We start from the raw sequence: 20,675 nt of genomic DNA, 5'->3' as shown, positions 1-20,675 counted from the left end.
GCCCTACCTCGAGAAATCGAGGTAGGGCTCGTTTAATTGAACTAGGAACTTTTTCAGTGCCCTCGTATTGAACAGGAGTCATCTTTTTTAATCCCCACTGATATCGGTGATGGTTGTAATAACGAATGTAGCGGTTAACTTCTCGTTGTACTTCGGCGAACGTTGTACAGTTCTGGCTCTTAACATGATCTTTCATATGACCAAAAAAGGACTCCTGAGGGGCATTGTCCCAGCAGTTACCACGTCGTGACATCGACTGTCCAAGGCCCTTCTTCTTTAATAAATTCTGGTAAATGGGGCTCGTATAATGGCTTCCTTGGTCGGAATGGATGAAGGCGTCCTTATGGAGTTTAAAGCGCCTCTGTTTCGTTAACAACTCAATGGTCTCTGTAGCTAGAGGTAAATGGAGGGAATGGGATAGGTTGTTGGCTAGAAGCTCCCCTGTGGAGGCATCCAGAATCGTCGACAAATAAGCCGTCTGCGATTTGCCATACGGAAGGTAGGTAATATCGGTAAGTAACGCGAGGCCTGGAATACCTTTCTTGAAGTCCCTCTGCAACTCATTGGGAAGCGTACGGTGTTCTAGTGTAGCTTTAGCTATACGTCGATACGGGTTTGGTTTCCGATGAGGGCACACGAGGTTAAATTTTTGCATGAGTCTTCGAATGCGCTTAAGGTTGTAACAGGTATCATACTCGTTCTCCAGCGTCATCTTAATGGATCTACAGCCCTTCTTGAAGCCTCTTCGATTAAATGCTTTCTTGATGAGCGTCCCTGCATGTTCATCCTCTAGCGCACGCTCCTGGCGCTTGTCAGCAGAGTTGATGTAGTTGTAATATCCAGAGCGAGACACGTCTAGTAGTTGGCAGAAATAACGTGTCATCCGCCCCAAGCCTTGTTGTACAGCTTCCTGAATAAGTTCAAACCGCTCACTCTTGCTTAGGTTTTTCCCGTTTGCTGCTAGCCTCCTTTCTTTCCTGTCTAACTTTTTTACATAATCCAGTTGAGCCTCTAAAAGTCTAATCTTCGCTTCCTGTCTGGCAATGATCTCGTCGGGAGATAATTTCCGTTTTGAAGGTCGTAAAGCTGCTTCTTTGCGTGAATCTGCTAATCCAATGATTCCGTTTTCTTCGTAAGCTTTCTTCCAACGTTCCGCGCACTGCTCTACCCGTTTCATTCCAAGCACGTCCACATTAAATCCATTGTTCTCGAAAATCTCTCGTGGTGTACGTCCTAATAGGTAATCGTCAATAAACAGACGTTTGAATTCATCTGAATAAGTAATCGATTTATCACTTACCCGTACGACAAACGGATTGTTTGCTAAGTGTTCTTGCTCGTTTTTGTTAAAGTGTTTTTTACTCATAAGCTCGCCCCCACTGTTCATTCCAGTATACAAAAAGGTACCCATACACTAAACACTTTTTTCAAAGTGTCCAGTGTATGGGTACCAGTTTACCGGGAGCATCCTTTTTTTGATGTGGGTGGAGTCCAGTGCGAGGGGGCAAGGAACGTAAGATTTGGCGGAAAGAGTTTCCATTATGGCCCGCATTTTGGACCAATTTGAGCCGATTTGGAGTGAATAGCGTATCGCAGGTCCCAAGGTACCTCAAAAACATGGATATTTGTGCAAATAGCGTACCCTAAGTCCTCGAACGGCGGGCAGCAGCCTGAGGTCCAGCCCCGATTAGCTCTTGCCTGCGCCGAAAGCCTTACCGCCAAGGCATTATTTTTTCCCGGCAAGCCACTCAGCAAGGCCCGCAATCTGCTCATCGGTGAGGCGGTCCTTGAACGGCGGCATCGTCTCGCCTCCCCGCTCGATTTGGCCGGTAATATCCGCCGCGCTCATCCGCTTCCCGACCTCCTGCAGATTCGTTTTGGGGCCGATTTTCCCCTGAAGCTCCGTCCCGTGACAGTTGACGCAGTTGGCTTTGTACACCGCCATGACTTCGGCTGGTCCGTCCAGGGCGCCGCTCTCTTTTCCCACGCCGCAGCCGATTATGATTATTATCATCCCAAGTGAGGTAAATAATTTTGCCGCTAAATGAAATTTTTGTGCTAGTAACATGGTTACTCCTCCTAAAAACAACTAAATACTGGTATTTTTCGGACTAAATTAGGAATTTTCACACGGTGTCCATATGCAATAATGCTGTTAATCCGTATAATAGAATAGGCTTTAGGCCTACTACATTGGATATGATTCAATTATAACGCAGATAAATGCATAGGAGACCTCATGAAACCGACAATCGAACGAATTTTGCAGAATCAGTTAAACCATATCCATGCAGAAGTGATCTTGTGCGCTCATACGGAAAGCGGGCCGAATTGGGCGGAGCATAAAGCGGAGCCGGATTTTTACCGCTTCGCTTATACGGTCCAAGGGCGCGCATGGTTAGATATAGATGATAAAAGTTACACAGTCGAGCCGGCAACGCTGTATTTTCTGCCTGCAGGCACGCGGCAGTCATTCGGAACGGAAGGGGACGAGCCGTTTGTCCGCTATTGGTGTCATTTCAGAATGGAGCTGAGCGACACCCAGTTTATCAAATCGCTGCAGCTTCCGCATTTCGTCAACGTACAGGACGACCGGATGATGCAGTATCTTTTTGCCAAAATGATCGCCGCTCAGCAATCTGCCTCCGTTACGCGGGATTTGAGGATGAAAGCCGTGCTTCTTGAAATGCTCGCTTATTATTTGGACGAGAGCCGGGTCCAGCAGCATCTGGTGAGCGATCAGGGCTTTGGTGTAAAATGGAACGAGGTGCTTGCTTATATCGAAGACAATTTGCACCTGAACATACAAGTCGAGGATTTGGCGAGGCTGGCTTTTTTGCATCCGAATTATTTTATTACTTCCTTCAAAAGCATGATGGGCTGTTCCCCGATCCAGTATGTGACGAACCGCCGCATCGCAAACGCCAAGCTGCTTTTAGCGGATACGGCTCTGTCCGTATCGGAGGTGGCGAAGCGGGTCGGCATGCAAAATCATTATTTGTCGCGGCTGTTCAAACGATACACGGGCATTACTCCGGTTCAATACCGCCGGATCGCCGCGCACGGAACCGGCAATCTGAAGGACGAGCTGCCGCCGAACAGAGAAGGGGAAGTTTAATGGAGGAAAAAGAGATCAAAGCGTTTTTCGGCAGGGAGCTGTTGGCCTGGTACCGCGAGATCAAACGGGATCTTCCGTGGCGGATCAACCGGGATCCGTACCGGGTATGGGTGTCGGAAATTATGCTGCAGCAGACTAGAGTGGATACGGTTATTCCTTTCTATAACGCCTTTATGAGCAGGTTTCCTACCGTCAAGGCGCTCGCGGAAGCGCCTGAAGAAGAGGTGCTCAAGCGCTGGGAAGGGCTCGGATATTATTCGCGCGCCCGCAATTTGCAGGCCGGTGCCCGCGAGGTTATGGAGCGCTACGGCGGCATCGTGCCTGACGACAAAGCCTCCGTGGCCGGACTTAAGGGAGTCGGTCCATATACGACCGGTGCAATTATGAGCATCGCGTTTAACCGGCCGGAGCCGGCGGTTGACGGCAACGTCATGCGGGTGCTGTCCCGGTTCTTCTGTCTGGAGGAGGATATCGCGAAACCTGCGACGAGGGTCGGTATCGAGAAGCTGGCGGCATCGCTCATTCCGGAAGGGGCCGCGGGGGATTTCAACCAGGGGCTGATGGAGCTTGGAGCGCTGGTTTGCACGCCGAAATCGCCGGGCTGCCTTACTTGTCCTGTGATGGAACACTGCGCCGGACGGCTGGCGGGCAGAGAGCATGAGCTGCCGGTCAAGACGAAGGCCAAGCCTCCCCGCCCCGAGTACAGAGCTGCGGTCGTCGTGACGGGAATGGCCGGGAATGCCGGCAAAATATTAGTAAGACAGCGCCCGGACACGGGCTTGCTGGCCCAAATGTGGGAGCTGCCGCATCTGCTGCTGCCAAACGACATGTCGGGGATATTCGATGCAAAGTCTCCAAAAGAGCAGGGAGAGCTTGCCGCCATGCTGGGGCAGATGCTGGAAGCGGAAACGGGGCTGCTGATCCGCCCCCGCAGCTGGCTGATGGATGCGGATCACGTTTTCAGCCATATCCATTGGCACATGCGGGTCTATGAGGCGGACCTGGGAGAGGAAGCCGGCTTGTCCGAAGCTGCGGCCGCGGCGGAAGAAAGCTTGGTGGCCGCCGAAGCGGCCGAAGGGTACGCGGCAGGCAGCGGAGCGGCGGCGGGTTACCGCTGGATTGGCAAAGAGGATATGGAAACATTGCCGTTTCCGAATTTGTTTATACGGATATTGAAGGAGTATTGGAAATAGGATTGTAGCTTAGAGAGGAGGCCGTTTTTATGAGCACGATGCTGGACCTGTTGCTGGAGCATAAAATTGTGGCGATTCTGAGGGGGATCGAGGACCGGCACGCCGACGGCGCTGCGCAGGCTTTGATCGACGGCGGCATTCGCATGATGGAAATTACGATGAATACGGATGGAGCGCCGGTCATGATCGAGCGTTGGCGGAATAAGTTCGACGGACAGGCATATGTAGGCGCCGGAACGGTGACGGATGTCGCGCTGGCCGAGAAGGCCGTTGCCGCTGGAGCCCAGTTTCTCATATCTCCGAACCTTGACGAAGAAGTGATCGCGTACGGAAGAGAACGCGGCTTGTCCGTCTGGCCGGGCGTTATGACGCCGACCGAAATCGTGAAGGCATGGAAGGCCGGAGCCGATGCGGTCAAGATTTTCCCGATGGGCACGCTGGGTGTAGGCTACCTGAAGGAAATCCGCGGCCCCCTGAACGACATTCCGATGATGGCCACAGGGGGAGTCGACCTGCATAATATTAAGGATTATTTTAAGGCGGGGGCAAATGCGGTCGGAATGGGCGGCAAGCTCGTGAACCTCGACTGGGTAAGGGAAGGAAAGCTGGAGCTGGTGACGGAGCGCGCGCGGCAGTTTGTCGCAGCCGTTCAGGACTTGTAACAGGGCAAGGGGGAGATGTGATGAGCTTCGTCTCATGGCTGGCTGCCGGCTCCGCCGGCATCGTAGGCGCGTTAACCGCATTCGTCTGGAAAATCGGCGCAAAAAGCCAGCAGCCGCGCGTTGTCGCTAACGCCGAGGTGCCTGAGGTTGAGGCGGATTGGCGGGAGGTGCTCTTCACGAGCAGCGGCTCGGTCATGAAGGGCTGGCTGCTGCTGCCGAGATTCGGAGCAGATTCCCGCGAACCGGAGAAGCTCCTGCCGGCCGTAGTTGTGGCCCATGGCTGGGGCTCCAACAGGACGCGGGTTCTCCGTTATGCACATCCGCTTTATAAAGCTGGTTATGCCATATTCATGTACGATGCCCGCAGCCACGGGGAAAGCGGAGCGATCAAGGCTCCTTCCGCGCTGATGTTCCGCGACGACGTGCTGGCGGCGGTTGCAGCGGCACGCGGTATTGGGGGTATAGATCCGGAGCGGGTATCCGTTCTCGGCCATTCGCTCGGAGGCTTCGGCTCCTTGCTGGCTCTCGACCATGGCCTCAAGGTACGATCGGTCATTACGGATTCAATGCCTGTCCGTTTTGAGACGATGATGGAGGCGGAGCTGAAGCGCAAAAAAATGCCATTCTTCCCGCTGGCGTACCTGATCCCGCAAATCTGGCTATGGCGGGCCGGCATTACAAGGAAGCAGTTCCGGGCGGCGAATATCCCGGAGGTGCTCGGAAGGCGCGCCGGCTCGGCCCGGGACGGACGCACCCCGGTGCTGATGATCCATTCGGACGGGGACGACTATATCCCCGCGGCGGATTTGCATCGGCTGAAGGAGCAGCTTCCGGCGAAATCGGTCACGACGCTGTTCGTATCGACGCCCGGACACAGCTCCTCCGAGCGCGATCCGGCCTTTTGGGACCGGGTTCTGCCTTTTTTGGAGAAGACTCTTCGCGTTTAGATAGTAAGACATTTAGTGTTAGTAATGAATGCCGGTTCCATGTATGGGGCCGGTTTTTTTATATTTAAGATTCGAATATGAGAAGAACTTAACATTGGATGATAAATGGGATGCCTTCCTATAGGAGGGCGGGGTTCAGCCGACTGTTATTGGTGGCGCGGGGCATCATAATCAGGATGAAGGGTTAGAATAAATGGATTCTATGAATATAAAATCGACTAATTTCCGAATTTTTTTAGAAATAACTGGAATTTATACACTTATTTCATGGGAAAAAATAAATTCATACCAGAATGGTCGATTTATCGACATCAAATCCAGTTATATTTCAGGAAAATGTTAGTTCCTCGAAAATAAATTCATAAAATCCAGTTAATGGACTTTTAACAAAGTTGGTATTAAAGCAATCGCTTCTCGCCGCTATGGCTTGGACAAAAAAAGGGCCCGCGAAGCAAGCCGCGGGCTAATAAGAGAGAATATATAATAAAGGGGGGTCATGGGACTATTATATAAGCGCAAGATGAAATTTAGCTTAGGGGTTTATTACAGTTTGATTACAAGGATGCAAATGGGTGATCAGGCACACCATCTTCTGGTGAGGGAAAAGAAAGTTCTTTAATCTAGATAGATAAAATTGGGGCTCGGAGAAAATAAAGTTGTTTAATGATTGAATTAGACGTGTTCTCAAAAAACTTTAACTGAATTGGAGGGCCTTTCCTTCATACTGATACACTAGTTTCATTAATGTTATCTGAATATTCGTGATTTACTGTTTTGTCGTAACTTGCGCATAAAAAAATCATTTGCAATAGATAAGTTAGGTAGCCCTGTCCATAATCCATTGAAAGGATCATCGTATGGACAAGCATACTCTATATGTACGAGAACGTTGACAGATTGGGTCTCTTAATCCCAGCAAAATAAGTACACGAAAAAGTTAACGACTTCTGCGTGCCTAAAGCTGTTCCTACACGCGCAACTGCAAGGCAGAAGGACTTTGGCATATCGAAGGGCGATGTGCTCAGCATGGCATTTCAACTGGAGCTTGGACTCACATCGATCTCGGCAATAGGGTGACTCAAATTCCGTTTAGCGTATTTGTTTTATACAGTTTTATCGGAACTGTGCCAAAAGAGCTGGACGAGGCGGGCGTCATTGATGGTTGGAATCAGGTTAGCGCGGATATCGTATTGACGATTCTGCGGGTTGTCATTATTTATTTGCTAGGACAACGTTACGTTATTACGGGTATGACGAACGGATCTGTAAAGGGCTGGGCAGGTAGTGAAAAAAAGTCGGGCAGCGCAAGGATAATATCCTTGGCTGCCCGTTTCGTACATTATCCGATATTCTGAGGACTAAGATACATTTCAAACGCGGAAAGCGTAGGACACCATCTGGATTCTGCGATCGTCAAGCGAACCTGCTTCGCCTTCACCGTAGGGAAGCTGCAAATTCGTTTGTATCCCACAACGGTGCATTCATACAGCTTGTTCCAGGAGCCATCCGCTAAATATTCGATGTACAGTCTCTCGATTCTTTGGCCGGATGCGATATGCTCCTGAAGCACGATTGTGTCGAAGGTGTTTTCTTCCTGAAGCTCGATTTCGATGCTGGCTCGCTCCGTCCCCTCCTTGGGGCACCAATACGTGTTTTTGTCGCCATCCAGGACTCGCTCGGCCTTGTGCTGCCCGTCAAGGGATTCCGAGGCCGATACACGTCCTCCGGAAGCGAGATTATCCTTGAACGTAGCCCTTAGTCTGCTGCCAAGCTCCTCCATTCGCCGGGCATCGTTCTCATGAATCAATCCGCGCTTGTCGGGGGGCAGATTAAGCAGGAATGTCGAGTTGCCGCCAACCGATTTATAGTAAATATCCAGAAGTTTCTCCAGACTTCTTACCTGATCGTCTTCGGAGGCATGATAGAACCATCCGGGACGGATGGACGTGTTGACTTCAGCCGGATACCATATCAGGCTCGGCTTGTCCTTGACCGCTTCCCTGCTGCCCAGGTTTTCGTCGCGGGAGTTCGCTCGTTTGGAGAACTCGCCGTCATCTACGTGCTGGGACGCCTCCTGGATCTTCTCGCAATCCTGCAGCTCCTCGGGAACTACGCTCCATTCGGAATCTCGCGTATGCCCGGCTTCATTGCCGCACCAGCGCACATCCGGGCCGCAGACCGAGATGACGGCGCCGGGTTGAAGCTCGCGTATCACCTCGTAATACCCGTCCCAATCATAGACCTGCTTCATTCCATTAGGACCTTCGCCGCATGCGCCGTCGAACCATACGCAAAAAATATCGCCGTAGCCGGTCAACAGTTCTCGCAGCTGGTCTTTGAAATAATCGTTGTAGAGAGAAGAGCCGTAGCGCTTGTCATGACGATCCCACGGGGACAAATATACGCCGAACGCCAGTCCGCCTTCACGGCAGGCATCCGCCACTTCCTTGACCATGTCTCCGTTGCCGCCTCGCCATGGACTATGTTTAACCGAATGCTCCGTGAAAGAGCTCGGCCATAGACAGAAGCCGTCATGATGCTTGCAGGTCAAAATCAGACCCTTCATGCCGGCGGATTTGCACACCTCCACCCATTGCTTGGCATCGAATTCCGTTGGCTTAAAGATGGAAGGAGATTCGTCGCCAAGGCCCCATTCTTTATCCGTAAAGGTGTTGACGCCAAAGTGGATGAAAGAATAGAACTCCAGTTGTTGCCATGCCAGCTGGCGTGGGGATGGGACTACCTGGGCAAGGTCTTTAATTGATAGGCTCATGGATCATTTCTCCTTTTCATTGGTTCTAGAATTGTACAAGCTCTGCATCATAAGCGTCTAAAATCAGCTCGGATTCGAACGATTGTCCGGACAAGAGGCCTAATCCGGAACGAGGCAGTGACAACGTCTGAGGCTTTCCTGTCGTATTCACATACAGGATATCGCCATTATCCAGTCGCCGTGCGGATACGCCAGGAGGCGTTGAAGGACCTTTGTCAATACCAAGCGCCGGATATAGAGAGTCCAGCACTACCGCCAGAAACTCTGTGTTTGCCGGCAGCGCGACGTAGATGGCTTCGCCTTTGCCGTAGCGATTGCGCGTAACGGCGGGGGAGCACTCCCAAGTATTGGTGAAAACCGCCATAGTCTCGGCCGTGCGAGACTCCAAAATCTCGTAATAGTCGATCTTGGGCTGGAGTTCCCGGGAGTCCATCATGATCGCTGGCTTCTCGCGCTCCAGTCCCAGCTCGGATTTCTCTAGCCCGCCGGCATTCTCCGCAGGAGTATGGCTGCGGGTTCTGACAAATGCTCCGCTTCGGATTCCGAATACATCGTTGAGGCCTCCTGGCTGCGCCGTATCAAATACCTGATTGTGCGTGTTGACCTTCGCCGAATAGGCCGTCATTACGACTATGCCTCCTTGTTCGACAAAGGAACGAACAGTCTCGGCCGACTCGCTGTCCATCACCGCATGCCCGGGGACGATCAGCAGCTTGTAGCTTTTGCGAATGTCGCGCAGATTGACGATGTTGCAGTCCAGATTGGCGAGCTCAAGCGCACCGTAGGCTTGCAAGACCTGCTCGGTATAATCGGCCTTATAGAAGCTTCGGTTTCCGGCCATTACTTTTAGGCTTTCATAGGAATAGGCAACGGCAATCTCTGCATTCGTCTTTCGCGGGAGCCCTCTGTCCTGCAGCAGCTTGAATTCCTCCGCGATTTGTTTAAACTCGTCATACTTCCAGCCGGGAATGCCGTCGTGATCTAGGAGACCGAACACGTACTGCTCCTCGCCGCCAAGCATCGTACGCCATGTCCAGGCGCAAACGGCTTGCGCTCTGTGAATCAGCGAAAGGTAAGCATACATTCGCATGGCATTGCGGGGAGAGGCGTACCCGCCGAAATCGCCTGTCTGGAATTCCAGACACCAGATGGGCTCGTCCAGCTCCCCGATCCGATGATCCATGAAAAAGCAGGCCGCCGACAACGCTCTCCGGTCCTCCGGGTTCGTGCCCGGATAGAAGCCGATGCCGGGCAAATCGATGATCGTTTGATACTGCTTTAAATAATCGAAGCCGTAGCCGGGATTCTCGGACCAGTGGTTGGTCGTTTCCCTGGCGTGCGGCGCCAGTTCCTTGACGATATCGCTTAACCCTTGCATATAGGCCAGTGTCTCATCAGAATAAAAACGAGACATGTCCAACAATCGCTCCGGAGCGCCCTTCACTTGTCCGGAGATCGGCAGCACAACATCGTTGAAGCTGTTCAGCTTTCTGGACCAACGCTGGGAAGTCCAGGCCCGATTGAGTCGCTCGACCGTAATGTATTTGTTGCGAAGCCATGCTTCGAATCGATCCCTGGCTGCGCCGGAATAGGAGGGCGAGCCTGAGCCAAGCTCGTTGCAGAGCCCGAAGGCGTACAGCGCAGGATGATGCCGGTAACGCGTCACCAGCGTTTTGGCAAAGGCGTAAGCGTATTCCTGGAAGGCCGGGTGGCCAATGTCCTCCATATATCGCGTGTGGGCTTCCATTCGGAGGCCATCAGGCGCAGTAAGCGAAATTTCAGGATATTTTCTGTGAAGCCATGTCGGGGCGGGTCGGGTCGCAATATCCAGAACGACTTTAATGCCAGCCTCGGCGAACAGCTCCATCACTTCATCAAACCACTCGAAGGTATAGTTGCCCTCCGAAGGCTCGAAGCTATCCCAGCACAGATGGCCTAATCGCACAATATTAAAAGAAGCTTTGCGCATCAGATCAATATCGTGACGCCATCGCTCACGCGGCCAGTCGTGGGGATGGTAATTTGCGCCTGCAAATAACATGATGATCACCGCCATATAAAAATATTAAAGATAAAAATTATGATAAATGGTGAAATGGAAATAAGAAATATAAAAAAATGATGTGAGTATATAAGAAAATGAACCTTTTTTACAGAGACCAAAATAGTTATATAAATCTCGTGATATTGTTATTTATGTCGCCTTCCTTGCAAGGATATACTGTGCGTATGAATAGAGAAACAGGAGGTCACGACATGTTGAAAAAAATGGCAAAGCAAACGGCAATAACGCTTGCGACAGGCTCATTGCTGTTGTCGGCAATGGGTTGCAGCCAGGAGCCAATCTCGGAGCAAGGTGAAAGTACCAAGCGAGAAGCCGTCATCACCCTTGGGCGCGTAGTAGGATCGGACAATAAATTCAAAAATGGAGAGACGATCGAAGATAATGTTCATACCCGGTGGGCCAAAGAGAAGTTCGGCATCGACTTCAAGGTGGATTGGAGCGTAGGTACCGGGGAGGCGTATGATACAAGGCTCCGTCTCCTGCTCAATTCCAATGACAAGCTTCCGGATGTCTTCACACTGAACAATCCCACCCTCGAGAATCAGGTTGTCGATTCGGGCAAAGTTATGGATATCGGCGAGGCCTTTGAAGAGTATGCTTCGCCGCGGCTCAAAGAGCTGTATGCGCAGTATCCCGAGATCTGGAATACGGTGACGTATGATGGCCTTCATTATGGTTTGCCTACATTTAACGCGGTCAGCTCGTTCAGCGTCCTGTGGATTCGCCAGGACTGGCTGGACCAATTGGGCCTGAAGCCGCCTGCCACGGTCGAAGAGATGGAGACGGTGATGGACGCATTCGTGAATAAGGATCCCGACGGCAACGGGCAAAAAGATACGATCGGTTTGTCCCTTTCTCTTAAAAAAGGAGTAACAGCCGTCAAGGATACGTATATGGTATCCAGCGATTTTCTCTTCGGTCAGGCGGCTATACCGACTTATTGGACAGAGGCGGCCGACGGAACGCTGCAATACGGCTCCATTCAGCCAACGGTCAAGGAAGGGCTGGTCAAGCTGAGCGAATGGATGAGCAAGGGCTATCTGGATAAGGACGCTGGCATTATGGACGAAGCCAAGGCTGCGGAAAGCTTTGTTCAGGGCAAGTCGGGCATGGTATTCGGTCCGACATGGATGGCGACTTATCCTTTCAATCAGGACATGGAGTTTGATTATCGACCGATCCCGGTTCCTGCCGGAGTCGATGGCAAGGTAGGTTTCGGCAGCGAGCCGCAATCGTCTGTCCGATTCTATTTCAACAAGGACTTTAAGCATATGGACGCCTTCTTTGATTATTTGGATGCCATCATGGGTCCCGGCTTCTACGATCCGGATTCCGAATTCGCCAATGGTTGGGCGGAAGGGTACGATTATGTCATGGTAGACGGCGAGCCGGTGTACGAGCAGGACAAGATTCCAGGGGGCTGGATCGACGTTAAGAAGTATTCCATCTATGGCAATGATATTCAAACGCCGAAAAAGGAGCTTGAGGTTATGGCCAAGCTGGGAAGGGGCGAGACGCCGGAGACGCCTTATGAGAAATATTTTTCGGCAAGACCGAAAAAATGGGCGGAGGCGGCCGCCGTTCTGGAAACGTATCTCGACGATGCGGCTGTATTTGACCGTTATACCGGCCCGCCAACGGCCACAATGGTTCAGAAGGGCGAGCTGCTGCGCAGAATGGAAAACGAAATGTTCATGGAAATTATATATGGCCAAACATCGCCGGATGCATTCGATGCCTTTGTGGAGAAGTGGAAGTCTTCAGGCGGCGACGAAATCACCAAAGAAGTGAATGATTGGTATCAAGCAGTGAATGCAAAGGAGTGAGGCTTGAATGACGGAGGGAAGGAAGAGCAGGAGGGGGTTGTTTCGCCACCTCCCTCTTCATTTGATCATATTGCCATCGGTGATCTGCTTGCTGATTTTTAATTATGCGCCAATGGCCGGACTGGTCATGGCATTTCAAGATTACAAACCTCGTTTGGGCCTGCTGAAGTCGGCATGGGTAGGTTTTGAACATTTTCAATACATGTTTACGTATCCCGACAGCTTGCGAGTGATCTATAACACCTTGATTATCGCTGCGTTTAAAATTGTCGCGAATATCGCGGTACCGATCGTTTTTGCCTTGCTGCTTAATGAAGTTGGCAAGCTTGTATTCAAACGATTTGTTCAAACATTGGTGTACCTGCCTCATTTTCTGTCTTGGGTCATTCTCGGCGGCATATTGACGGATATTCTAGGCAATAAAGGCATAATCAATCAATTGATATCTTTTTTGGGGACCGAACCTGTGTTTTTTCTCGGAGACGGAACATGGTTCAGGGTGACGGTCATCGTAAGCGACGTGTGGAAGGAGTTCGGTTTCTCCGCCATCATCTATCTCGCGGCGATGAGCGGCATCAACATGTCGTTGTATGAAGCGGCGGAGATGGATGGCGCGGGACGTTTCAAGCAGACGCTGCATGTCACTCTGCCTGCGATGGTGCCTGTGATTCTGGTAGTGGGCACACTTTCCTTGGGCAACATCCTCAATGCCGGATTCGATCAAATTTTCAATTTATATAATCCATTGGTCTACAAGCAAGGAGACATTATCGATACCTTTGTGTACAGGGTAGGCCTTATGAGCGGGGCATTCAGCTTCGCGACCGCTGTCGGTTTGTTCAAATCGGCAGTCAGCTTCGTACTGATTGTTGCGGCATACCGGCTTGCCTACCGATTTGGAAATTATCGGATTTTTTGACGGGGCAGGTGATAACTGATGCATCAAAAGACGCTCTCATACCGTTGGTTTACGGCGGGCAACACCATGTTTTTGGCAGTATTGGCCATACTATGCATATTGCCGCTGATTCATGTGGCAGCAGTATCCTTTAGCTCCAGCTCCGCGGCTACTGCTAACCAGGTCTACTTTTGGCCGGTCGATTTTACGGCCGAGGCTTACCTGAGAACGCTGACGAATCCTTCTTTTCTGCGTTCCTTGCTCTTTTCGGTGGAAAGGACGGTTGTCGGCACGTTATTTTCCATGTTATTGACGGTAACGGCCGCATATACGCTTTCGCGGTCGTTTGCCGGAAGATCCTTTTATGCCTGGTTCTTCGTATTTACGATGCTCTTTAACGGCGGATTGATTCCCACCTATCTTGTCGTTACCCAGCTGGAGCTGACCAATACGCTCTGGGCGCTTATCCTGCCCTCCGCCGTCAATGTGTTTAATACGATTCTGATGATGCAGTTTTTTCGGGCTATTCCCAAAGAGCTTGACGAGGCGGCGCATATTGACGGAGCGGGGTATATGAGGTCATTGGTTTCCATTTACCTTCCGCTGTCGCTTCCTTCCCTGGCTACGCTGTCGCTGTTCGCAATGGTATGGCACTGGAATTCATGGTTCGACGGTTTGATCTACATGACGGATTACCGGAAGTATCCGCTGGCGACCTTCCTTCAAACCATCATTCAGAGCGGGGACATGCGCAATACCAACATTGATCCCGGTCAGCTGCAGATTTTGTCGGAGCGAACCGTTCGATCGGCACAGATTCTGATTGGCGCCTTGCCTATTTTGATCGTGTATCCCTTCCTGCAGAGGTTTTTCGTGCAAGGTTTGACGATGGGAGCGGTCAAAGAATAAAATAGGCAAAAACTTAGGAGTCGTGGCGGATGAGCAACAAAGAACGTAGTCTCTTTTCCAAACTGGTCGGCTCGCTTGTCTTATTGCTTCTGCCGGTTCTGGTCTTCTCGGTGTACTCCAACCGGATCAATGAAAATGTCATCACCGGCCAGCTGAAGCAGTCGAACATTAGCCGGCTGTCGACACTAAGCACGCAGATGAATTATATCATCATGCAGCTGGAAACTTTTTCGCACATGCTGCTGCGTGATCCGAACGTGATTGAATTTCAAGATTTGTCCGTGCTTTACGCAAGTCATTACGAGCAGATCAGAAAGAAGAAAATTATTCTTGACAAGCTGAATCTGCAAGCCGCCTCTACGAACTGGATCAATGATATCACCGTATATTCGCCGCAGTCGGGGCAATCCTTGTCCACCATGCCCGGCACGTCGTTCAATCCGGAGCGGCTTCGGGAGTTAAGCGAGGAGAATTGGAATTTTATCTTGAACCACAGCGGTGTCGGCGAGCCTGGCAAGGTGATTCATCTGACCTTCGAACAGTACGAAGGAGGCATTGACAATGCGAATGCAATCATCGAGATCGGCTTTGACATGAGCAACGTGATTCGTATGCTGGATGAATTCAAGTCGCAGGGTAACGGAGAGGTGTTGTTCTACAGATCACGGGAAGCTTATTTGTCTGCCAGCTCGATGCCGCCCCTTCTCCTTGAACAAGGGCTGTCGGCATTGCAGCGTATTCCGCTTGCAAGCGAAGGAGACATGACGCTGAAGCTCGACGGCATTTCGTATCTGCTGACCTATTCCGATGTTCAGGCGCTTGACGGTTATGTGGTCCATATTGTGCCACTGGACGAGATCCTTACACCTCTGCGGGCTGTCAATCAATTCAGCTATCTGGTACTGGGGCTGTTGCTAATCGTCGGCATTGTCGTCTCCTGGCTGCTCTACCGCAATGTGCAGGTACCTTTGGGGGCGCTTGTGAAAGGGGTGCAGCAGATTAAAATGGGTCAGTACAAATCAAGAATTCCGCTGCAGGTTAAAAATGAATTCAGGTTGGTGATCACCAGGTTCAACGATATGGCGGAGCAGATTCAGCAATTGATCGAGAATGTGCTGGAGCAGAAGCTGCATGCTCGCGAAGCCGAGCTTAAGCAGCTGCAATCCCAGATCAATCCGCATTTTCTCTACAACAGCTTGACCTATGTGGTCAGTATGACCAAGCTTGGCAACAAGGATGCCGTGATTAACATGGCCTACCATCTCTCCGACTACTATCGTTACACCACTCGTGTCGAGCATCAATTCGTAAAGCTTTCCGAGGAGTTGAAGAACGCCGACGACTACTTGAGCATTCACCGGATGCGGATGAAGCGAATTCGATATTCTATCCGGGTGATGCCGGGGTTGATGGAGGTCCAAGTGCCCCGATTGATTCTGCAGCCGATCATTGAGAATGCGCTGATTCACGGTATAGAGCGGATGGAAGACGACGGTGTCATTACGATAACGGGCAGCCTCTCTGGAAGCGAGTATGTACTGAGCGTGGAGGACAACGGCGGGGCGATGACAGCCGTCAGGGTCCTGGAGCTTCAGCGGCTGCTGAACGGCAGTCCCGAGGATCGCGTGGAGAGCTGCGGCTTGCGGAATGTTCATCGAAGGCTGCAGCTCCGTTACGGAGCGGATTCCGGCCTGAGGCTATCGTGCAATACTGCCGGAGGACTTCGAGTCGAGCTGCGTTGGAGTGAGGGGGCGAGTGACAATGAATCTGCTGATCGTGGATGATGAGGAGCATCTGGTAGATAGCATGATCGCGAGTATTCCGTGGCAGGAGGCTGGGATCACGGCATGTTTTGCGGCGTACTCCGGCAAACAGGCGCTGGATGTTATGCAGACAGAGGTAGTTGACATTGTTATTACCGATGTTCGCATGCCGGGTATAACCGGCATAGAACTGATTAAGACGATCAAGAGCCAGTGGCCGCATACATCCTGCATGCTCTTGACCGGTCATGCGGAGTTCGAATACGCTCAGCAAGGGCTGAAGCATAAAGCGTCTCATTATTTGCTCAAGCCTGTCAAGGACTCGGAGTTGCTATCCGCCGTTAAGGAGGCAGCTGATGCCAGAAGGGATGAGCTTGAGCAAGCAAGAGCTTTTGTCCATTCGCAAGCTATGGTGCATCGCAATCTTCCTGTGCTGCGTGCCAATCTGCTTAATAACCTGATCCGGGGCCAAGCGATTTCTAAGGCCAAATTGGCGGAACAATTGGAACTGTACGATATTCCAATCCGCTCCGATGATGACGTATCACTAATACTCATCCGCATCAAGGATGCGTATATGCGATATCAACCGTCGGATATGCCTGTACTCGGGTTTGCCGTCGCGAATATTGTGGAGGAACTGCTGTCGGAATCCGTCAAAAGCTGGAGCAGCGAAGATCTCTACGGTAATCTGGTGTTTGTCATCCGACGCAATTCCGGGGATTTGACCGAACGTTGCATCGAACAACTGGCTGATGAGATGAGACGGGTCGTCAATCAACTGCTGCATCTTGCCATTACGTTGGTGCTGTCGCCGATCGAAACGCTTGCGAGCGGATTGGAAGACCTTTATCAGCGCTGCATTGCCACGATGCGCTCGCAAGTTGGACATGAGCATGATTTGGTCGTACGACTTGGCGGTGAGCACAAGAGACCATCTTCTCATGTGGTAGGCTCTCTCTACTCCCCCCCCTTATTTCCGCATTTGCTGGAAGCGGGCAATTGGGCGGGAGCGCAGGAGAAGCTGGATGAGATTGTGGGGGAATGGAAATCCAAATACAACGGCTCCAATGAACATTTGTCCGAGATTTATTACTCGCTGAAGTCCGCCTTCTCTTACTTTGTGCACAAAAGTGGCAAGTTGCTGGCCGACTATCGACTGCATGGAGCGAATGAAATGAAAACCATTGAAGAGCTCGCCTATTGGGCTGGGGGCATTCTTGAGCGACTGCAGAATGAATCGAATACCGAGGCATCGGCTACTCGTCACTCGCTGGTTGCTCAAATCCATCAGTTTTTGCAGGAGCATCTATCGGAAGACGTGTCGCTGCAGGCTATCGCGGATTATGTATATATGCATCCTACTCATGTCTCGAAAGTATTCAAGAGGGAGACGGGGGAAACGATCTCTGAATACTTGCTGCGCTTGCGGTTGGATCATGCAGTCGTGTTATTGAAGGAAAGCAGATACAGGATATATGAAATTGCTGCACGTCTGGGCTACAAAAATCCGACGTATTTTATCAAGGTTTTCAAAGAACATTTCGGCGTCACGCCTCAGGAATTCAGGGATAGCTCTTAGTTCAGCTCACGGAATCGCTGGGGGGTCATGTTCTCGAAATTTCGGAAGGTGGACACGAAGTGGCTGGCATCCAGAAAGCCCACCAATGAAGCGATTGATTTGATGGTAAGGGTTTTGTCATTGATCAGAAATTCTTTCGCTTTCTGAATGCGCAGATTAATCAGGTATTGATAGGGGCTCATTCCGGACGTGATCCGGAACAGATAGTTCAACCGCTGCGAGCTCAGGCCTGCGTAATCGGAGAGGTTGGCGAGGCCGATGGACGGGTTGTGGAAGTTTTCTTCCATGAACCGGAACAAAGGCATGAGGCGGAGCGAATGCTGGGAGTGGGAGCGCTGCTTGTCCACTTGCCCATAGCGCTTCAAATCCATAAGGAACCGATAGAGGAAAGCGGAGCCGTCCATGCCGTTGAAATTCAGATAGCTTTGCGCCAGATTGCGGCTTCTCCTGTGAAGCTTGGCCAGTCTGGAATCGGGCTCCCAGGTAATCACCGAGGAGGTGGGGAGGCCAAGCGAAGATACGATCGTCGGCGCCAGATTGCCGTTGAAGGTAACGTACCAGGTAGACCAGGGATGCGATAACGTGACATAACGATGAGGAACATGAGGCGGGAGAAGAATGCCTTGATTGGGGGCTAATGTTACCGTCGTCCCGGAGCATTCGAATTGGCCTTCTCCGCTGGTCGTATGTAGCCAGTGGTAGCAATGATACCCTTCGGGCCGATCGAATTCCTCCTGCCATTCGTTCCAGCCCATAAGCTCAATATAGACTGGCAATGCTCGGTCCAATGCGGTAACCAACATTTGTTTCATGTAATGCTTCAAGGCTTCATCACTACTTTCATTTTATTATATATTGCTTTAATTATACCTGATTTTACTTTGTGTGGCTATCCATTATAATCAAGCTGTGTTAGGAATCAGATGTATAAAACAAATTAGGCGGAGTTTCATAAAGTCCAATATATTCAGAACATTTCTTGAAAGAGTAGCAGTGCGCCACTTCATCAAAGTGCTTACATTTATATGCTCAAGGCGATCTGTTTTATTCGGGATGTGATTGATGGATGGAATCATTAAAGTAGAATAATCTTATATATAAAAAACAGAATATTCAGAAAAAAGGAGGTGGTGCAGTGCCTGCCAAGCTTGGCACAGCAGCGTAATCCGTCGAAAATAAAATGAAACAAGGGGTGCATCGGCAATGAGCGTCACACGAAAAATGGCGATGATGATGGCAGTCATTCTAATTATGGGATTATTGGCAGCCTGTTCACAAAGCGGTATTGGCAATAATGATAACGCTGTCAATCCAGCTGCCTCCGGCACGAACGCAGGGGATTCGCCCGCCGGCGATAAGTCCGTAAAGGTGAATATGTTCGCGGGCACATCCAGTTTTAACGGGAGCCTTGACAGCAACTGGTTCACGGAATATGCGGAAGAGAACTTCAATATGGACATCGAGTGGTCCACTGTGCCGAATACGGATGTTGCCACCAAGCAACCGCTGCTGCTTGCCAGTGGAGATTATCCGTCGATCTTCTGGGCGGGGAGTTTCAACAATGAAGATTTGTTGAAATACGGACAGCAAGGCGTGTTTGTTCCACTCAACGAACTGCTTCAGGAGCATGCGCCTAACGTCTGGAACGCCATTCAGGATACGCCTGCGCTGGAGCAGGGGTTGTTCGCTCCGGACGGCAACATCTACGGGCTGCCGTTCTACAACTATTGTCTTCATTGCTATTACTCCAGCAAGCTCTGGGTCTATAAGCCTCTTCTTGAGGAGCATGGCTTGGGCATTCCGACTACGACGGAGGATTTCGAACAAATGCTGGAGGTTTTCGAGGAGAATGGCATTCTGCCATTAACAGGCTCCACGGACGGCTGGAACTCCGATCCGACCACTTTTCTTATGAATGCTTTTGTCTACAATGATGGCGGCAATCATCTGCAGATCAACAACGGTCAAGTGGAGCTGGCCGCGATTCAGGATGGCTGGAAGAAGGGGCTGGAATACATGAATCGGCTTTATACCAAAGGGCTGATCAGCAGCTCGGCATTCACGCAGACCAATGACGTGCTCAGCAAGCAGGCCGTCAACCATGAGGTTGGAGTCGTTCCTTGGGGCTGCATGAACTGCGTCGTCGGTTCGGAGAACATGAATGACGTCATCAATTGGGTAACCATCCCGCCACTGAAAGGTCCGGATGGCGTGCAATATGCGGCTTTCAGCGGCAATGGGGTTAGCGGCGCCGTATTCGCGATTACGAATAAAGCTTCGGAGGAAGAGAAGATCGCTATCATGAAATTGCTTGATTTCATCTGGACCACGGAAGGCACGACGATTGCCGATTACGGTCCGGAAGGCGAGTATTGGTTCAAAGCCAAGGAGGGGGAGACCGGGCTTGTGGGCACGCCGGCCAAGTTCGAGATCGATATTCAGCCGCCTACTCCTTTTACATGGGGTTGGAACCAGCTCGGACCGATCTATCAGTCGGAAGAATGGCGCAACAGCATCGTCGCGAAATCTCCCTTTACGCCGGATGGATCGGGCTCGGAAGCGCTGCTGCATTACTATACGGAGAAGGACTATAAAGGCAAGCAGCCCGCGGAGGTCGTGCCTGCATCCATGTGGATCGATCCAGAGCAATCTCAGCAATATTCGCTGCTTAAGACAAACATCAACAATTACGTCAAGCAATGGTCTGCCGAATTCATCGTAGGCAACAAATCGGTAAGCAAAGACTGGGATGCTTACGTCTCAGGCGTTCAGAAGCTGGGGCTGGATGAATACTTGAGCATCACCCAATCCGCGATGGTAAGCCCGTTCGATACGAGCAGCTTCAAGCGCGACGATGCCGTCATCAAGAGTCTGGAAGCATTGGAATAATAGCGGCAATACGCATCATCCTCGCCGGACTTTCCGGAGAGGATGATGCA

At 51.0% G+C, this 20,675-nt stretch carries 15 protein-coding genes; 10 read left to right on the top strand and 5 right to left on the bottom strand.

Annotated features, from left to right (window positions below):
• A partial coding sequence (locus tag KP806_RS12545; RefSeq protein ID WP_224724010.1) for an IS3 family transposase occupies nt 1–1,366 on the bottom strand: 1,366 nt, incomplete at its 3' end.
• Nucleotides 1,367–1,726: 360 nt separating this feature from the next.
• Nucleotides 1,727–2,068 (bottom strand): c-type cytochrome, encoded by a 342-nt coding sequence (locus KP806_RS12540; RefSeq protein WP_224724009.1) that lies wholly within the window; start codon nt 2,066–2,068, stop codon nt 1,727–1,729.
• Nucleotides 2,069–2,239: 171 nt separating this feature from the next.
• Between KP806_RS12540 and KP806_RS12535 the strand changes: the two genes are divergently transcribed.
• Genes KP806_RS12535 through KP806_RS12520 form a run of 4 tightly spaced genes read left to right on the top strand, consistent with a single transcriptional unit; the run spans nt 2,240 to nt 5,920 of the window.
• Nucleotides 2,240–3,118, top strand: a complete 879-nt coding sequence (locus KP806_RS12535; RefSeq protein WP_224724008.1) for an AraC family transcriptional regulator — start codon at nt 2,240–2,242, stop codon at nt 3,116–3,118.
• Nucleotides 3,118–4,311, top strand: coding sequence for an A/G-specific adenine glycosylase (mutY, locus tag KP806_RS12530; RefSeq protein ID WP_224724007.1), 1,194 nt, complete (start codon nt 3,118–3,120; stop codon nt 4,309–4,311). The genes KP806_RS12535 and mutY overlap by 1 nt, the downstream gene beginning before the upstream one ends.
• A gap of 29 nt (nt 4,312–4,340) precedes the next feature.
• Entirely contained in the window at nt 4,341–4,973 is a 633-nt protein-coding gene (locus KP806_RS12525; RefSeq protein WP_224724006.1) for a bifunctional 4-hydroxy-2-oxoglutarate aldolase/2-dehydro-3-deoxy-phosphogluconate aldolase, read from the top strand.
• Between the two features lie 20 nt (nt 4,974–4,993).
• Nucleotides 4,994–5,920: an alpha/beta hydrolase gene (locus KP806_RS12520; RefSeq protein WP_224724005.1), complete on the top strand. Its 927-nt coding sequence runs from the start codon at nt 4,994–4,996 to the stop codon at nt 5,918–5,920.
• Nucleotides 5,921–7,259: 1,339 nt separating this feature from the next.
• Here KP806_RS12520 and KP806_RS12515 read toward each other — a convergent pair.
• A complete protein-coding gene (locus tag KP806_RS12515; RefSeq protein ID WP_224724004.1) occupies nt 7,260–8,693 on the bottom strand; it encodes an alpha-L-fucosidase in 1,434 nt (477 codons plus the stop codon).
• A gap of 25 nt (nt 8,694–8,718) precedes the next feature.
• Nucleotides 8,719–10,734 carry a beta-galactosidase gene (locus tag KP806_RS12510; RefSeq protein ID WP_224724003.1) on the bottom strand — a complete coding sequence of 672 codons (2,016 nt, stop codon included), beginning with the start codon at nt 10,732–10,734 and terminating at the stop codon, nt 8,719–8,721.
• Nucleotides 10,735–10,949: 215 nt separating this feature from the next.
• On the opposite strand from KP806_RS12510, the gene KP806_RS12505 reads away from it, so the two are divergent.
• Genes KP806_RS12505 through KP806_RS12485 form a run of 5 tightly spaced genes read left to right on the top strand, consistent with a single transcriptional unit; the run spans nt 10,950 to nt 17,736 of the window.
• The gene (locus KP806_RS12505) at nt 10,950–12,584 is read left to right on the top strand and encodes an extracellular solute-binding protein (protein WP_224724002.1); all 1,635 of its coding nucleotides are present in this window, start codon (nt 10,950–10,952) and stop codon (nt 12,582–12,584) included.
• Nucleotides 12,585–12,591: 7 nt separating this feature from the next.
• Nucleotides 12,592–13,503, top strand: coding sequence for an ABC transporter permease (locus KP806_RS12500; protein ID WP_224724001.1), 912 nt, complete (start codon nt 12,592–12,594; stop codon nt 13,501–13,503).
• Between the two features lie 18 nt (nt 13,504–13,521).
• The gene (locus KP806_RS12495; RefSeq protein ID WP_224724000.1) at nt 13,522–14,391 is read left to right on the top strand and encodes a carbohydrate ABC transporter permease; all 870 of its coding nucleotides are present in this window, start codon (nt 13,522–13,524) and stop codon (nt 14,389–14,391) included.
• Nucleotides 14,392–14,420: 29 nt separating this feature from the next.
• A complete protein-coding gene (locus KP806_RS12490; protein ID WP_224723999.1) occupies nt 14,421–16,175 on the top strand; it encodes a sensor histidine kinase in 1,755 nt (584 codons plus the stop codon).
• Nucleotides 16,153–17,736, top strand: coding sequence for a response regulator (locus KP806_RS12485; protein ID WP_224723998.1), 1,584 nt, complete (start codon nt 16,153–16,155; stop codon nt 17,734–17,736). The genes KP806_RS12490 and KP806_RS12485 overlap by 23 nt, the downstream gene beginning before the upstream one ends.
• Here KP806_RS12485 and KP806_RS12480 read toward each other — a convergent pair.
• The gene (locus tag KP806_RS12480) at nt 17,733–18,548 is read right to left on the bottom strand and encodes an AraC family transcriptional regulator (protein WP_224723997.1); all 816 of its coding nucleotides are present in this window, start codon (nt 18,546–18,548) and stop codon (nt 17,733–17,735) included. The genes KP806_RS12485 and KP806_RS12480 overlap by 4 nt on opposite strands.
• Nucleotides 18,549–18,939: 391 nt before the next feature.
• Here KP806_RS12480 and KP806_RS12475 point away from each other — a divergent pair, with 391 nt between their 5' ends.
• Nucleotides 18,940–20,625 (top strand): type 2 periplasmic-binding domain-containing protein, encoded by a 1,686-nt coding sequence (locus KP806_RS12475; RefSeq protein ID WP_224723996.1) that lies wholly within the window; start codon nt 18,940–18,942, stop codon nt 20,623–20,625.
• Nucleotides 20,626–20,675: the final 50 nt, after the last annotated feature.

The sequence above is a fragment of the Paenibacillus vietnamensis genome (assembly GCF_020169515.1).
GTDB classification, from domain to species: domain Bacteria; phylum Bacillota; class Bacilli; order Paenibacillales; family Paenibacillaceae; genus Pristimantibacillus; species Pristimantibacillus vietnamensis.
Note: the sequence above shows the minus strand (reverse complement) of the source record. Positions and strands in the feature narration are given on the sequence as shown.

Excerpts from the sequence above, each read along its gene's own strand:
- KP806_RS12540 (WP_224724009.1), bottom strand. The coding sequence starts at position 2,068 with ATGTTACTAGCACAAAAATTTCATTTAGCGGCAAAATTATTTACCTCA.
- KP806_RS12535 (WP_224724008.1), top strand. The coding sequence starts at position 2,240 with ATGAAACCGACAATCGAACGAATTTTGCAGAATCAGTTAAACCATATC.
- mutY (WP_224724007.1), top strand. The coding sequence starts at position 3,118 with ATGGAGGAAAAAGAGATCAAAGCGTTTTTCGGCAGGGAGCTGTTGGCC.
- KP806_RS12525 (WP_224724006.1), top strand. The coding sequence starts at position 4,341 with ATGAGCACGATGCTGGACCTGTTGCTGGAGCATAAAATTGTGGCGATT.
- KP806_RS12520 (WP_224724005.1), top strand. The coding sequence starts at position 4,994 with ATGAGCTTCGTCTCATGGCTGGCTGCCGGCTCCGCCGGCATCGTAGGC.
- KP806_RS12515 (WP_224724004.1), bottom strand. The coding sequence starts at position 8,693 with ATGAGCCTATCAATTAAAGACCTTGCCCAGGTAGTCCCATCCCCACGC.
- KP806_RS12510 (WP_224724003.1), bottom strand. The coding sequence starts at position 10,734 with ATGTTATTTGCAGGCGCAAATTACCATCCCCACGACTGGCCGCGTGAG.
- KP806_RS12505 (WP_224724002.1), top strand. The coding sequence starts at position 10,950 with ATGTTGAAAAAAATGGCAAAGCAAACGGCAATAACGCTTGCGACAGGC.
- KP806_RS12500 (WP_224724001.1), top strand. The coding sequence starts at position 12,592 with ATGACGGAGGGAAGGAAGAGCAGGAGGGGGTTGTTTCGCCACCTCCCT.
- KP806_RS12495 (WP_224724000.1), top strand. The coding sequence starts at position 13,522 with ATGCATCAAAAGACGCTCTCATACCGTTGGTTTACGGCGGGCAACACC.
- KP806_RS12490 (WP_224723999.1), top strand. The coding sequence starts at position 14,421 with ATGAGCAACAAAGAACGTAGTCTCTTTTCCAAACTGGTCGGCTCGCTT.
- KP806_RS12485 (WP_224723998.1), top strand. The coding sequence starts at position 16,153 with ATGAATCTGCTGATCGTGGATGATGAGGAGCATCTGGTAGATAGCATG.
- KP806_RS12480 (WP_224723997.1), bottom strand. The coding sequence starts at position 18,548 with ATGAAACAAATGTTGGTTACCGCATTGGACCGAGCATTGCCAGTCTAT.
- KP806_RS12475 (WP_224723996.1), top strand. The coding sequence starts at position 18,940 with ATGAGCGTCACACGAAAAATGGCGATGATGATGGCAGTCATTCTAATT.